The sequence below is a fragment of the Pseudomonas sp. CFBP 13602 genome, assembly GCF_014842725.1.
Taxonomy (GTDB): Bacteria; Pseudomonadota; Gammaproteobacteria; order Pseudomonadales; family Pseudomonadaceae; genus Aquipseudomonas; species Aquipseudomonas baltica.
The window spans coordinates 554,355-567,943 of sequence record NZ_JACYVT010000002.1 but is presented as its reverse complement, the minus strand read 5'-3'; the positions used below and the strand labels follow the sequence as shown (position 1 = coordinate 567,943).

Annotated in this window: 15 protein-coding genes; 7 read left to right on the top strand and 8 right to left on the bottom strand. The window is 62.2% G+C overall.

Features of this window, described 5'->3' with window-relative positions; translation table 11 throughout:
* Positions 1-253 precede the first annotated feature (253 nt).
* On the bottom strand, positions 254-577 hold the full coding sequence (gene fdxA, locus IFU31_RS05755) for a ferredoxin FdxA (protein WP_192102489.1): 324 nt from the start codon (positions 575-577) through the stop codon (positions 254-256).
* Between the two features lie 138 nt (positions 578-715).
* A complete protein-coding gene (mutS, locus tag IFU31_RS05750; protein ID WP_122476531.1) occupies positions 716-3,283 on the bottom strand; it encodes a DNA mismatch repair protein MutS in 2,568 nt (855 codons plus the stop codon).
* Between the two features lie 204 nt (positions 3,284-3,487).
* On the opposite strand from mutS, the gene IFU31_RS05745 reads away from it, so the two are divergent.
* The 3 genes from IFU31_RS05745 (at position 3,488) to recX (ending at position 5,617) form a co-directional block, all read left to right on the top strand.
* A complete protein-coding gene (locus IFU31_RS05745; RefSeq protein ID WP_122476529.1) occupies positions 3,488-3,988 on the top strand; it encodes a CinA family protein in 501 nt (166 codons plus the stop codon).
* A gap of 85 nt (positions 3,989-4,073) precedes the next feature.
* Positions 4,074-5,141 carry a recombinase RecA gene (recA, locus tag IFU31_RS05740; RefSeq protein ID WP_122476527.1) on the top strand — a complete coding sequence of 356 codons (1,068 nt, stop codon included), beginning with the start codon at positions 4,074-4,076 and terminating at the stop codon, positions 5,139-5,141.
* Positions 5,142-5,149: 8 nt separating this feature from the next.
* Positions 5,150-5,617: a recombination regulator RecX gene (gene recX, locus IFU31_RS05735; RefSeq protein ID WP_192102488.1), complete on the top strand. Its 468-nt coding sequence runs from the start codon at positions 5,150-5,152 to the stop codon at positions 5,615-5,617.
* 60 nt (positions 5,618-5,677) lie between these two features.
* On the opposite strand, the gene IFU31_RS05730 is transcribed toward recX, so the two are convergent.
* A complete protein-coding gene (locus IFU31_RS05730) occupies positions 5,678-6,082 on the bottom strand; it encodes a PA3611 family quorum-sensing-regulated virulence factor (protein WP_122476523.1) in 405 nt (134 codons plus the stop codon).
* A 181-nt stretch (positions 6,083-6,263) separates the two neighbouring features.
* Here IFU31_RS05730 and IFU31_RS05725 point away from each other — a divergent pair, with 181 nt between their 5' ends.
* The 3 genes from IFU31_RS05725 to IFU31_RS05715 all read left to right on the top strand — a co-directional run bounded on the left by IFU31_RS05725 (position 6,264) and on the right by IFU31_RS05715 (position 8,183).
* A complete protein-coding gene (locus IFU31_RS05725) occupies positions 6,264-6,974 on the top strand; it encodes a tRNA-uridine aminocarboxypropyltransferase (protein WP_192102487.1) in 711 nt (236 codons plus the stop codon).
* A gap of 124 nt (positions 6,975-7,098) precedes the next feature.
* On the top strand, positions 7,099-7,749 hold the full coding sequence (gene erdR / locus IFU31_RS05720; protein ID WP_122476520.1) for a response regulator transcription factor ErdR: 651 nt from the start codon (positions 7,099-7,101) through the stop codon (positions 7,747-7,749).
* Positions 7,750-7,820: 71 nt separating this feature from the next.
* Positions 7,821-8,183, top strand: a complete 363-nt coding sequence (locus tag IFU31_RS05715) for a diacylglycerol kinase (RefSeq protein WP_122476519.1) — start codon at positions 7,821-7,823, stop codon at positions 8,181-8,183.
* A 12-nt stretch (positions 8,184-8,195) separates the two neighbouring features.
* Here IFU31_RS05715 and IFU31_RS05710 read toward each other — a convergent pair whose 3' ends face one another.
* The gene (locus IFU31_RS05710) at positions 8,196-9,122 is read right to left on the bottom strand and encodes a LysR family transcriptional regulator (protein WP_122476517.1); all 927 of its coding nucleotides are present in this window, start codon (positions 9,120-9,122) and stop codon (positions 8,196-8,198) included.
* A gap of 118 nt (positions 9,123-9,240) precedes the next feature.
* On the opposite strand from IFU31_RS05710, the gene fpr reads away from it, so the two are divergent.
* The gene (gene fpr, locus IFU31_RS05705; RefSeq protein ID WP_122476516.1) at positions 9,241-10,020 is read left to right on the top strand and encodes a ferredoxin-NADP reductase; all 780 of its coding nucleotides are present in this window, start codon (positions 9,241-9,243) and stop codon (positions 10,018-10,020) included.
* A 63-nt stretch (positions 10,021-10,083) separates the two neighbouring features.
* Here the strand turns inward: fpr and tsaA are convergent, their stop codons facing one another.
* From tsaA to rimO, 4 genes are all read right to left on the bottom strand, one after another.
* Positions 10,084-10,776: a tRNA (N6-threonylcarbamoyladenosine(37)-N6)-methyltransferase TrmO gene (gene tsaA / locus IFU31_RS05700; RefSeq protein WP_192102486.1), complete on the bottom strand. Its 693-nt coding sequence runs from the start codon at positions 10,774-10,776 to the stop codon at positions 10,084-10,086.
* 5 nt (positions 10,777-10,781) lie between these two features.
* A complete protein-coding gene (locus tag IFU31_RS05695; protein ID WP_192052816.1) occupies positions 10,782-11,243 on the bottom strand; it encodes a DUF1456 family protein in 462 nt (153 codons plus the stop codon).
* A gap of 55 nt (positions 11,244-11,298) precedes the next feature.
* A complete protein-coding gene (locus IFU31_RS05690) occupies positions 11,299-12,009 on the bottom strand; it encodes an rRNA pseudouridine synthase (RefSeq protein ID WP_192057857.1) in 711 nt (236 codons plus the stop codon).
* Positions 12,010-12,161: 152 nt separating this feature from the next.
* Entirely contained in the window at positions 12,162-13,499 is a 1,338-nt protein-coding gene (gene rimO / locus IFU31_RS05685; protein ID WP_192102485.1) for a 30S ribosomal protein S12 methylthiotransferase RimO, read from the bottom strand.
* Positions 13,500-13,589 lie beyond the last annotated feature (90 nt).

The following is a 13,589-nucleotide window of genomic DNA, read 5'->3' as shown; positions in this document are numbered from 1 at the left end:
TATCAAGGCGTGTTCAGGGACGACACAGGTGCTCAGGATCGAGCGCCCAAAAGGGATATCGCAGTGACGCGATTCATCAGGACGATGACAGGGATAAAAGGGACAGGGAAAGGTGGGCGGCTCATTACCGCCCCTTTTTTTGACTTTTTTTTGAGGTCGAGAGCGAGTGGCCAGCCGCGCCGTCCGGTGTCACACACGCCTGCGCGGCAGGCGTGGCGGTCGCCATCAGCTGGTACGAGGCAACGAGCGTGCCCTAGCGCTCCAGGTCCTTGAGCTTGCCTTTCACGCCGTCGAACGCTTCGGCCTCGGGCAGCGCATCCTTCTTCTCGGTAATGTTCGGCCAGACTTCGGCCAAGTCCACGTTCAGCTGGATGAATTCCTGCATGTCCTCGGGCACTTCATCTTCGGAGAAGATGGCTTGGGCCGGGCATTCAGGCTCGCACAGTGCGCAGTCGATGCACTCATCCGGGTGAATCACCAGGAAGTTCGGGCCTTCGTAGAAGCAGTCCACCGGACAGACTTCCACGCAGTCGGTGTATTTGCACTTGATGCAGTTGTCGGTGACGACGAAGGTCATTTCTATTTCTCTCCTCAGGCGGCGGCAGCGAAGCCCTTCACAGGGCCGCTTGGTTTGGGCAGGTCAGCCGCAGACCAGGCTAAAAGCCATTGGCATTCCCAAACCGCGCGGGATTCTATCAGCTTGTAGGAATAAGCGTTAGACCCGGTTCTTCAGTGCATAGAGCAATTCGATCGCTTGCCGCGGGGTCAGTCCATCGATGTCGGTCTTGGCAATCTGTTCCAGCACCGGGTGCGGCAGGCTGGCAAACAGGTCAGCCTGATGGGGCTTCGCTGTCTTGCCGGGCATGGGCGTTGGGGTCTCGTGGGGCAGGCTGGTGGTTTCCAGACGACTCAGGTGTTCCTTGGCGCGCAGGATGACTGCGGCCGGTACCCCGGCCAATTGCGCGACCGCCAACCCGTAGCTCTGGCTGGCAGGGCCAGCCAGCACATGGTGCAGAAAAACGATGCGCTCGTTGTGTTCGGTGGCGCTCAGGTGCACGTTGGCCACCAGTGGCTGGCTTTCCGGCAGCACGGTCAGCTCGAAGTAGTGAGTGGCGAACAAGGTATAGGCGCGCAGTCCGGCCAGGCATTCGGCGGCAGCCCAGGCCAGCGACAAGCCATCGAACGTGCTGGTGCCGCGGCCCACTTCGTCCATCAGCACCAGGCTGCGCTCGGTGGCATTGTGCAGGATGTTCGCGGTTTCGCTCATCTCCACCATGAACGTCGAGCGGCCGCCAGCCAGGTCATCACTGGAGCCGATTCGGGTGAAAATGCGGTCCACCAGCGACAACTCGCAACTGGCCGCTGGCACAAAGCTGCCGATGTGCGCCAGCAACACGATCAAGGCAGTCTGGCGCATGTAGGTGGATTTACCGCCCATGTTCGGACCGGTGATCACCAGCATGCGGGTGCTGTCGTCCAGGCTCAGGTCGTTGGCCACGAAGGGTGTGGTGAGTACTTGTTCCACGACCGGATGGCGACCCTGGTCAATACGCAGGCACGGCTCGTCGACGAAGCGGGGGCAATTGAGGTCCAGGTTCAGCGCTCGCTCGGCGAGGTTGCTCAGCACGTCCAGTTCGGCCAGCGCTGCGGCGGTGTCCTGCAGTGGCGGCAGATGACCGATGAGGTTTTCCAGCAACGCTTCGTACAGCGATTTCTCACGGGCCAGGGCACGGCTCTTGGCCGACAGCGCCTTGTCTTCGAAAGCCTTGAGTTCAGGGGTAATGAAGCGCTCGGCACCTTTGAGCGTCTGCCGCCGGATGTAGTCCGCCGGGGCTTGCTCGGCCTGTTTGCTGGGCAGCTCGATGAAGTAGCCGTGGACGCGGTTGTAGCCCACTTTCAAGTGGGACAAGCCCGTACGGGCCTTCTCCCTGGCCTCCAGGTCGATCAGAAACTGGCCGGCGTTCTCGCTCAGCGACAGCAGTTCGTCCAGCTCGCTGTCGTAGCCGGTTTTCAGTACGCCGCCGTCGCGGATGACGGCGGGCGGATTGTCGACGATGGCCTTGGCCAGCAGATCGGCCAGTTCCGGGTAGGTCCCGGCAATGGCCGCCAGCTGCGCCAGGTGCGGCGCTTCGAGCTCGGCCATTGCCACCTGCAGTTCGGGCAGGGCGGCCAGCGCATCGCGCAGTCGCGCCAGGTCCCGCGGTCGGGCATTGCGCAGCCCGATCCTTGCGAGAATCCGCTCGATGTCGCCGATTTCCTTGAGCTGCGGTTGCAGGCTTTCGAAGCGGTAGCCCTCGAGCAGGCAGCCGATGGAGCCCTGACGCGCCTGCAACACCTTGAGGTCACGCAGTGGTCGATTGAGCCAGCGGGTCAGCAGGCGGCTGCCCATGGCGGTCTGGCAGCGGTCGATGACCGATTGCAGGGTGTTGTCGCGTCCGCCGGCAAGGTTGGTGTCCAGCTCCAGGTTGCGGCGACTGGCGCCGTCCAGCACCACCGTGTCGTCCAGCCGTTCGTGACGCAGGCTGCGCAGATGGGGCAGGGCGGTGCGCTGGGTTTCCTTGGCGTAGCCGAGCAGGCAGCCCGCGGCGCCGATGGCCAGCGTCAGCTTCTCGCAGCCGAAGCCCTTGAGGTCCTGGGTTGCGAACTGCTGGCACAGGCTCTTGTGCGCAGTGTCCCGCTCGAAGTCCCAAGGCGCCCGGCGGCGCGAGCCCTTGCGCTTTTCCGCCGGCAACCCTTGCGGCCAGTCATCGGGGATCAGCAGTTCGACCGGGTTGATCCGCTCTAGCTCCGCCAGCAGGTTTTCCCATCCCGCCAACTCCATGACCATGAAGCTGCCGCTGGTGATGTCCAGCACCGCCAGGCCGAACAGGCGCTCGTCGCCCAACACCGCCGCGATCAGGTTGTCGCGGCGCTCGTCGAGCAACGCTTCGTCGCTGACCGTGCCGGGCGTGATGATCCGTACCACTTGCCGATCGACCGGCCCCTTGCTGGTGGCCGGGTCGCCTATCTGCTCGCAGATCACCACCGACTCGCCCAGCTTGACCAGTTTGGCCAGGTAGCCCTCGGCGGCATGGTAGGGAATACCGCACATGGGGATCGACTGCCCCGCCGACTGTCCACGGGCGGTCAGGGTGATGTCGAGCAATTTGGCAGCCTTCTTCGCATCCTCGTAGAAGATTTCGTAGAAGTCGCCCATGCGGTAGAACATCAACTGGTCGGGATGCTGATTCTTCAGCTTCCAGTACTGCTGCATCATCGGGGTGTGGTTAGAAAAATCGGACATTCAAGGACTTAGCTCGCGGGTGTCTTGGGGACGTAAGGCAGGCGCCAATAGTACAGGGATTTTTTTCACCATGTAGGACGTTGGCACCGGTCACGCGGTCGCACGATTGCCCTCCGGGCCGGTCATACCCAGGCACGCCATGGCGACTTTGACCTGCATGGCAGGAGGGCGTAGCCTCATCGGCCGCCTGATCAAGGAGCTGTTATGGACGCCTCGACCTCACTCTCTGCCGAACTCGGCCAGCGCCTGCTCGCCCTGGGCGCCCAAGCCACCACGGCGGAGTCCTGCACGGGAGGCGGTATCGCCGAGGCGATCACTCGCATCGCCGGCAGTTCGGCCTGGTTCGAGGCCGGCTACGTCACTTATTCCAATGCGCAGAAAACCGCTCAGCTGCAGGTTCCGAGCGAGCTGTTCGAGCAGGTCGGGGCGGTCAGCCGCGAAGTGGTCGAAGCCATGGTGCGCGGTGCTCAGGGCCACAGCAAAGCGCGCTTTGCGGTGGCGGTCAGCGGCGTTGCCGGCCCCGGCGGCGGCTCCGCTGAAAAGCCTGTCGGCACGGTATGGCTGGCCTGGGCCGACGGTGCGCAGACGTTTTGTCGACGCGAGCAGTTTGCCGGCGACCGCGAGGCCGTGCGCCGGCAAACCGTCGTGGCAGCCCTGCAGGGTTTGTTACACCTTGCCACTGGAGAAAAACCATTTCAGGGGTAGGCGAGGGGCATGGTGTGTGGAATAATACTGGCTACTTATACAGGTGTTATGGCCGTCAGGCCTTATTGATTACGTGAGGACTTCAATGGACGACAACAAGAAGCGTGCCTTGGCTGCGGCCCTGGGTCAGATCGAACGTCAATTCGGTAAAGGCGCTGTCATGCGCATGGGTGACCACGAGCGTCAAGCGATCCCGGCCATCTCTACCGGTTCGCTCGGCCTGGATATCGCGCTGGGTATCGGTGGTCTGCCAAAAGGCCGGATCGTCGAGATCTATGGCCCGGAATCGTCGGGTAAAACCACGTTGACGCTGTCGGTCATCGCCCAGGCCCAGAAGGCCGGTGCAACCTGCGCCTTCGTCGACGCCGAGCACGCGCTGGATCCCGAGTACGCCGGCAAGCTGGGCGTCAATGTCGATGACCTGCTGGTATCCCAGCCGGACACCGGTGAGCAGGCGCTGGAAATCACCGACATGCTGGTGCGCTCCAATGCGGTTGACGTCATCATCGTCGACTCCGTCGCTGCACTGGTGCCCAAGGCCGAGATCGAAGGCGAGATGGGCGACATGCACGTGGGTCTGCAGGCACGCCTGATGTCGCAGGCACTGCGCAAGATCACCGGTAACATCAAGAACGCCAACTGCCTGGTCATCTTCATCAACCAGATCCGCATGAAGATCGGTGTGATGTTCGGCAGCCCGGAAACCACCACCGGTGGTAACGCGCTGAAGTTCTACGCATCGGTTCGTCTGGACATTCGCCGGACCGGCGCGGTCAAGGAAGGCGACGAAGTGGTGGGCAGCGAAACCCGCGTCAAGGTCGTCAAGAACAAGGTGGCACCGCCATTCCGTCAGGCTGAATTCCAGATCCTGTACGGCAAGGGCATCTACCTCAACGGTGAAATCGTCGACCTGGGTGTGGCCAACGGCCTGTTGGAGAAATCGGGCGCCTGGTACAGCTATCAAGGCAGCAAGATCGGTCAGGGCAAGGCCAACTCGGCCAAGTTCCTGCAAGACAACCCCGAGATCAAGGCCACCCTGGAAAAGCAGATCCGCGACAAGCTGCTGACTGGCGGTACCGACAAGGCTGCAGCCGACAAGGCTTCCGCGACTGCACCGGCTGCCGATACGGCTGAAGCTGAAGCCGATTTCTGATCAGCCTCATGCCACCTGTCGTATTGGATACACCCGTCGCCGTGCGACGGTCTGCCATGGACCTGCTCGCACGTCGCGAGCATGGTCGAGTCGAGCTGACGCGCAAATTGCGTCAGCGCGGCGCCTCTCCCGAAATGATCGATACCGAGCTTGATCGTCTGACCGACGAAGGCTTGTTGTCGGAAGCACGCTACCTGGAAAGCTTCATTCGCTATCGGGCCAACTCCGGCTACGGGCCCGCACGAATACGCGAAGACCTGACCCAGCGCGGTTTGCAGCGCGCCGATGTCGAGCAGGCACTTCGTCAAAGCGGATTCGATTGGGCGGTGCAGCTACGCGAGCTCTGGGAACGCAAATTCGCTGCCAGGCTTCCCGTTGAACTCAAGGAGCGCGCCCAGCAGACGCGTTTTCTGGCCTATCGGGGCTACCCGATGGAGCTGATTTCTCGTCTGCTCAACGGCAAGGATCTGGACTGATCCCTTCTGCCGGTGAGGCAGCGGTGTTCGTCGAGTAGCACCGCTACATTTCCTGGAGTATTACTTGCCGCAGTCCTTAGCAGTGTAGGACTGGCTGCCGATGGCGCGATTGGTCTTGTATTCGGTGAAGTCATAGCGCATCACGGCGCCCTGTGCCATCAGATCACGAAAACCCTTGTTGCGACATACGCTTGCGCCCAGTTGCAGGTAAACGGTTTTGGGGTCGCGGCGCATCTCGTAGGCCTGGCTTTCGCGAACGCTCAGGTGATTGACCAGTTGGTTGCCTTCGACGGTGAAACCCTGATCGAGGATGTCTTCATTGATTGCGCGCGGTGTACCCACACTGCTTTGCTGAGCCACTTTCTGCAGGTTTTTCGACAGCTCCAGTTCCTTCAGCGATGCAGCGTGGGCGGCCAGCGGCAAGGCAAGCAGCAAGGCGAGGGACGGGGCGATAAAGCGCAGCATGAAACACTCCTGGGCAAAAAGCCGGGCAAGACAAGTGGGCGTAAGACCCGCCAATGGCGCAGGCGTTCACCCACCTCTGAGGGTAGCCGATTATACGGCGCGGCACGTCGGCTCACCATCGACATCGTTCCGGAGCCAGCTCTGTTAGAATCCGCGCCCCCAGACTCTACCGTGATCCGCAATGAGCCATGCCGTTTCCCGTCTGCGCGCCGAGCGCCTGGCGCGCAGTACCCAGCCATTTACCGCACGGGGTTCACGCGCGCCTCGATGCCCGCGTTGCCGAGTCATTCCGCAGTACTGCCTGTGCGCGTGGCGTCCCAACGTCGACGCACGGTCGGCCATGTGCCTGCTGATGCATGACGTGGAACCCATGAAGCCGAGCAACACCGGCTGGCTGATTGCCGACGTGATCGCCGACACCCACGCCTTCATGTGGTCGCGCGTAGCCGTCGACCCGCGGTTGCTGGCACTTTTGGCGGATCCGCAGTGGCAGCCCTATCTGGTCTTTCCCGGAGAGTTCGTCGAGCCGCAGCGGGTAACCAGCAGCGTGGCGCCGCAGCTCGGTCGACGGCCTTTGTTCATACTGTTGGACGCTACCTGGACCGAAGCGCGAAAGATGTTCCGCAAGAGTCCGTACCTGGCCTCGCTGCCGGTGTTGAGCCTGGCGCCCGAACAACTGTCGCGCTACACCTTGCGCCGCTCCAAGCGCGACGATCACTTCTGCACCGCCGAGGTGGCGGCGCTGTGTCTGGAGCTGGCCGGCGACGAGCAGGCGGCGCGCGTACTGGATGCCTACCTCGATGTGTTCAGTGCGCATTACCTGGCAGCGAAATTCCAGGAGCCAGTGGACGAGACCGATGCGGCGCATCGGTTTCTGGCCAACTATCTATAATCCTGGCGGCGACGCGGGCTCTGGCCATGGAGTCGCTTGACCACCATGGCCGGGGTCGGCATTCTTGGCGCCGAATCGGGCGGATACTGTCCGAACGGCTTCATTTCCTGGAATCCTGTGATCGATGGCCACTTACGAAATCCTGATCGCCGACGACCATCCGCTGTTTCGCAGCGCGCTGCATCAAGCCTTGACCATGGGTCTGGGCGCAGAAGTGCGTCTGGTAGAGGTGGCGAGTATTGCCGAGCTCGAAGGGCGCCTCGACGAAAAGGCCGACTGGGACCTGGTGCTGCTGGACCTGAATATGCCCGGCGCCTACGGTTTTTCCGGATTGGTATTGCTGCGCGGCCAGTATCCGCACATACCCGTGGTGATGGTTTCGGCTCAGGAAGACGCCTGGGTCATGGTGCGCTCGCGTGAATTCGGCGCCAGTGGCTTCATTCCCAAGTCCAGTTCGCTCGAAACCATTCAAGCGGCCGTACGCGAGGTGCTGGATGGGGAAGTCTGGTGGCCGCCGCAGGCATTCGAGGCGGTCAGCGTTTCGGCGGAAGCCAAGGCCGCCAGCGAAGGGCTTGCCAGCCTGACGCCCCAACAGTTCAGGGTACTGACCATGGTGTGCGAAGGTTTGTTGAACAAGCAGATCGCCTACGAGTTGAGCGTGTCGGAAGCCACCATCAAGGCCCATGTAACAGCGATCTTTCGCAAGCTCGGCGTGCGTACTCGCACCCAGGCTGCCCTGCTGTTGCAACAATTGGAGTCAACCTCCGCCAACTGAGCTGCACCGTCACGCCTTTTTCACGCCGAACGTTTCATCGTCGGCCGTCTTCCTTTCCTGGATCGTCGCGCATGTCACCTTTCAAGGGCCAGACCGGCCTCAAACGTATTCTCAATGCTACGGGTTACTCCTTCGATGGTCTGCGTGCAGCCTTCACCGGCGAAGCGGCGTTTCGCCAGTTGGTGCTGCTCAACGTCGTGCTGGTGCCGCTGAGCTTTTTGTTGCAGGTCAGCCGCGTGGAGCGCGCGGTGCTCATCGCGGTGTGCCTGCTGGCGTTGATCGTTGAATTGCTCAACTCGGCGATCGAGGCGGCTATCGATCGCATCTCGCTGGAGCGTCACCCATTGTCGAAGAATGCCAAGGACATGGGCAGCGCAGCTCAGTTCGTTGCCTTGAGCATGATCGTGCTGGTGTGGGCGGTGATTCTGCTTTGACCGATGCCTGGCTCAGGCGATGTCGGGCAGGACGATCTCGTCACTGCGCTGCGCGCCGGCGGTGAAGGCGCGGCACAGGTCGAGAAACTCGCGCATGGCCGAGGTCTGGTACTTGCGTTTGTGCCAAATGAAATAGAACTGCCGCGCCAGATCCAGCTCGGGCGTGTGCACCGGCACCAGGCTGCCGCGCCGAAAGGCATCGCGCAGTGCCAGCCGGGAAATGCACCCGATGCCCAGCCCGGACTCCACGGCGCGCTTGATCGCTTCGGTGTGTTCCAGTTCCAGGCGGATGTTGAGTGCCAGACGATGGTGACGCATGGCCTGGTCGAATGTCAGGCGCGTGCCCGAGCCCTGTTCGCGCAGAATCCACGCCTCCTGGGTCAGCAAGGCCAGGCTGGCACTGGGCACCGAAGCCAATGGATGCCGTGGCGCACAGAACACCACCAACTCGTCTTCGACCCAGGGTTGCACCTCGATGTCTGGATGGCTGCAGTCGCCCTCGATCAGCCCCAGGTCGATTTCATAGTGCGCCACCTGCTGAACGATGTTCGCAGTGTTCTGGACATGCAGCTTGACCTGGCTTTCCGGGTGCACCTGCATGAAACGGCCGATCAGCAGAGTGGCCAGATAGTTGCCGATGGTCAAAGTCGCGCCTACCGCCAACGAACCGAATCCTGACTTGCCGTTGAGCAGGTCTTCGATTTCCTTGGCCTGGTCGAGCAGGGCCACGGCCTGGGGCAGCAGTTGATGACCCAAGGCGTTGAGACTCAGGCGCTTGCCGGCGCGGTCGAACAACTGACAGCTCGATTGCCGTTCGAGCTCGGTGATCGAGGTGCTGGTCGCCGACTGCGACAGCGACAGCAGGTTCGCGGCGCGTGACACGCTTTCCTGCTGGGCCACGGCGACGAATACCTGCAATTGACGAAGTGTGAATCGCATATCTATATAACCGATTACCCATATCTTAATAATCCATTTAACAGATATTGTTGAGCCCCGTAAACTATTGCGCAATCGCGCCCCTGTCAGGCGTACGCTTTTTCTAGGAGCCCCGTACATGAGCAACATGAACCACGAACGTGTACTCAGTGTTCATCACTGGAATGACACCCTGTTCAGCTTCAAGTGCACCCGCGATCCGGGCCTGCGCTTCGAGAACGGGCAGTTCGTGATGATCGGCCTGCAACAACCCACCGGCCGCCCGCTTATGCGCGCCTATTCGATCGCCAGCCCGAACTGGGAAGAGCATCTGGAGTTCTTCAGCATCAAGGTGCCCGATGGCCCGCTGACCTCGCAGCTGCAGCACCTGAAGGAAGGCGACGAGATCATCATCAGCAAGAAGCCCACCGGCACGCTGGTTCTCGATGACCTCAAGCCGGGCAAGCACCTGTACCTGCTGAGCACCGGCACCGGCCTGGCGCCGTTCATGAGCGTCATCCAGGACCCGGAAACCTACGAGCGTTTCGAAAAGGTCATTCTTTGCCATGGCGTGCGCTACGTGAACGAGGTCGCCTACCGCGAGTTCATCACCGAGCACCTGCCGCAGAACGAATTCTTCGGCGAGGCACTGCGCGACAAGCTGATCTACTACCCCACCGTGACGCGCGAGCCGTTCGAGAACGAAGGCCGCCTGACCGATCTGATGCGCAGCGGCAAGCTGTTCAGCGACATCGGCCTGCCGCCGATCAACCCGCAGGACGACCGTGCCATGCTGTGCGGCAGCCCGAGCATGCTCGACGAAACCAGCGAAGTGCTCAACAGCTTCGGCCTGACCGTCTCGCCGCGCATGCGCGAGCCGGGTGACTACCTGATCGAGCGCGCCTTCGTCGAGAAGTAAGCGGCTGGCCAGCACCATGAAAAAACCGCCCTCGGGCGGTTTTTTTGTGAGCGATGCGCAGGCTCAGGAGAGCACCACTTCCAGCACGCAAATGCAGTCGGGGCGCGGGTAATGCCAGCGTACGTCCACATCCCAGAACCGGGCCCCGTATTCGCGCTCGGGTGCAGGCTTCTGGTAGGCCGGACGCGGATCCTGGGCCAGGCATTGCTCGATCAACTCCACCAACGGCTCGCCCAGGCGCATGGCGTGCGCCCTGGCTTGCGCCAGTCCCGCGTCCAGCCACTGCACGGCAATGGGCTCAGGCGCGGCGCTGGCGATGGCGTTGACGGCAGCAGGCACGTTGTCGGCATAGGGCACGTAGGGTTTGATGTCCAGCACTGGTGTGCCGTCGAGCAAATCGATGCCGGAGAGGTGCAGGCGCGCGCCTTCGACCTTGTCCAGGCGGACCACCGATTGACCGATGCCATTGGGCCGATGGGTGGCCCGCGTGGCGAAAACGCCGATCGACCTGTTGCCGCCCAGGCGCGGCGGACGGACCTTCAAACGCGGCTTGTCTTCCAGGGCCTCATGGAACAGGAACAGCAGCCATACATGGCTGACCTGTTCCAGGCCCTGCACGGCCTCGCCCTGATCGAACGGTGGCAGCAGCTCCAGCACGCCGCGCGCGGCCGGCGCCAGTTGCGGCTGGCGCGGAATGGCGAATTTTTCCTTGAAGCAGGAGCGGATAAAACCGATCGGTTCGACGCTATAGACCATGGGGCTCAGCCGCGGACTCGCAGGGTCAGGCCCTTGAGGAAGTTGCGCAGCAACTGGTCGCCGCACGCACGGTAGTTGTTGTGGCCAAACTTGCGAAACAAGGCGCTCAGTTCAGGTTTGGACACCGGAAAGTCGACCGACTTGAGCACGGCGTGCATGTCGTCTTCCTTGAGTTCGAAGGCCACGCGCAGTTTCTTCAAGACGATGTTGTTGGTGACCGGCAGCTCGACCGCCTGGGCGGGGCGGGTCTCGTCGCGACCGCGGCGATAGATCACCAGGCCATCGAGAAAATGCGCCAGGACAGCATCCGGACAATGCACGAAGCCTTCTTCTTCGTCCTTCTTGGTGTAGCTGATGACGTCGGCCTTGCTGATTTCCAGTCCGCCCAAAGCGGTGATGTCGGCAACTTTGCCGTCGCTGATGTCGAGCATGTAGCGCACGCTGCGCAGTACATCGTTGTGGATCATGGTGTGTATCCTGGTTGAACGACGCTGCCCAGGCAGCGCCGGAAAAAGAGAGGGTTCAGAATTTTTCCTTGGTCGTCAGGTAGCGCCACTGGCCCAGGGGCAGCTTGCCCATCGACACACCGCCCACGCGAATGCGGCGGATCGAGACGATCGTCAGACCGACACTGGCGCACAGTTGCTGCAGCACCCCGGGTGCCGGGTTCTTCAAGGCGAAGCGCAGGCGTGTCTCGTTCTGCCAGCTGGCTTTCACCGCCGGCAGCGCCTTGCCCTTGTACATCGCGCCATGATTGAGGCGGTTGAGGCCGTGGGGGCTCATCTCGCCGGTGATTTCCACCACGTATTCCTGTTCGATCTTGGCCGCATCGGCGGTCAGCTTGCGCAGGGTCTTCCAGTCCTGGGTAAAGATCTGCAGACCGCTGGCATTGGCAGGCAGCTCGGCCGCGCAGCTCAGGCGCAGGAAGTGGCCCTTGAGCGGACGCTTGCCAAAGCCGTGCTCGCTGGACAGAGTCTGGGCGTTGAGCGTAGCCAGCGCCTCTTCGGCGCTCTGTCCCGGCGCCTGGTGCAGCAACAGGGTCACCGGCTCCGGTGCTTCGGCCTTGGCCTGGGGATCGAGCTCGACCTTCTGTGCGTCCACCTTGAACTGCGGTTCGTCGACCACCACGCCGTCAACGGACACCCAGCCGCCTTCGATGAAGAGTTCGGCCTCGCGGCGGGAACACCCGACCAGTTCGATGAGGCGTTTGGAGAGACGAGTGGGTTCAGACATGACTGCGGCCGTAGCAAGGAAAGGGCGCTAGTGTAACTGCCTGGAGGCGGTTAAGCCCGCGCAGATTGCCCGGCGTCTGGCGCCTGCGGCTGGCGTGGCGGCGAACCGGGCCGGTCGCCGCCGTCTTGCCTGTCGAGCCAGGGCAGCTCGAATCAGGCCAGTTCGGCCCACAGATCGTATTCGTCGGCATCGACGATGGTGCACCAGACCTTGTCGCCCGGCTTGAGATGGGTGGCATCGCCGATGAACACGTTGCCGTCGATTTCCGGGGCGTCGAAGAAGCAACGGCCCACCGCACCCTGTTCCTCGACCTCATCGATCAGCACTTCCACGCGCTTGCCGATGCGCATCTGCAGGCGTGCGGCACTGATGGCCTGCTGGTGCGCCATGAAGCGGTCCCAACGGTCCTGTTTCACGTCGTCGGGGACGATGGCAGCGTCCAGCAGGTTGGCAGGCGCGCCCTCGACCGGCGAATACTGGAAGCAGCCAACGCGGTCCAGTTGCGCCTCGCTCAGCCAGTCCAGCAGGTACTGGAAATCTTCCTCGGTCTCGCCGGGGAAGCCGACGATGAAGGTCGAACGGATGATCAGGTCCGGGCACTGCTCGCGCCACTTCTTGATCCGCGCCAGGGTCTTGTCTTCGAAGGCCGGGCGTTTCATGGCCTTGAGCACTTTCGGGCTGGCGTGCTGGAAGGGGATGTCCAGGTACGGGAGGATCTTGCCGGCGGCCATCAGCGGGATGATGTCGTCGACGTTGGGGTAGGGGTACACGTAGTGCAGGCGCACCCAGACGCCCAGGGTGCTCAGGGCTTCGCACAATTCGAGCATGCGTGTCTTGACCGGGCGACCGTTCCAGAAGTCGGTCTTGTACTTGACGTCCACCCCATAGGCACTGGTGTCCTGGGAGATGACCAGCACTTCCTTGACCCCGGCCTTGACCAGGCGCTCGGCCTCGCTCAGCACATCGCCCACCGGACGGCTGACCAGCTTGCCGCGCATCGAGGGGATGATGCAGAAGCTGCAGCTGTGGTTGCAGCCTTCGGAGATTTTCAGGTAGGCGTAGTGACGCGGCGTCAGCTTGATGCCCTGGGGCGGTACCAGGTCGATCAGCGGGTTGTGGTCATGCCGAGGCGGCACCACCTGGTGCACCGCGTTGACCACCTGCTCGTACTGCTGCGGGCCGGTGACCGACAGCACGCTGGGGTGCACCTTGCGAATGGCATTCTCTTCCACGCCCATGCAGCCGGTGACGATGACCTTGCCGTTCTCCTTGAGCGCTTCGCCGATCACTTCCAGGGACTCGGCCTTGGCGGTATCGATGAAACCACAGGTGTTGACGACCACCACGTCGGCGTCCTCGTAGGTGGACACCACCTGGTAACCTTCCATGCGCAACTGAGTCAGGATTCGCTCGGAATCGACCAGGGCCTTGGGGCAACCCAGCGAGACGAAGCCGACCTTTGGAGCGGCCGACGAAGGAGTGGTGGACATGGCTAACCTCGGTATCGATAGGGCCTCGTGGGCCACACAGGTGGGCGCTGGGTACGCCTCTGATCAAAAAGTGCGCAATTCTAGCGATGG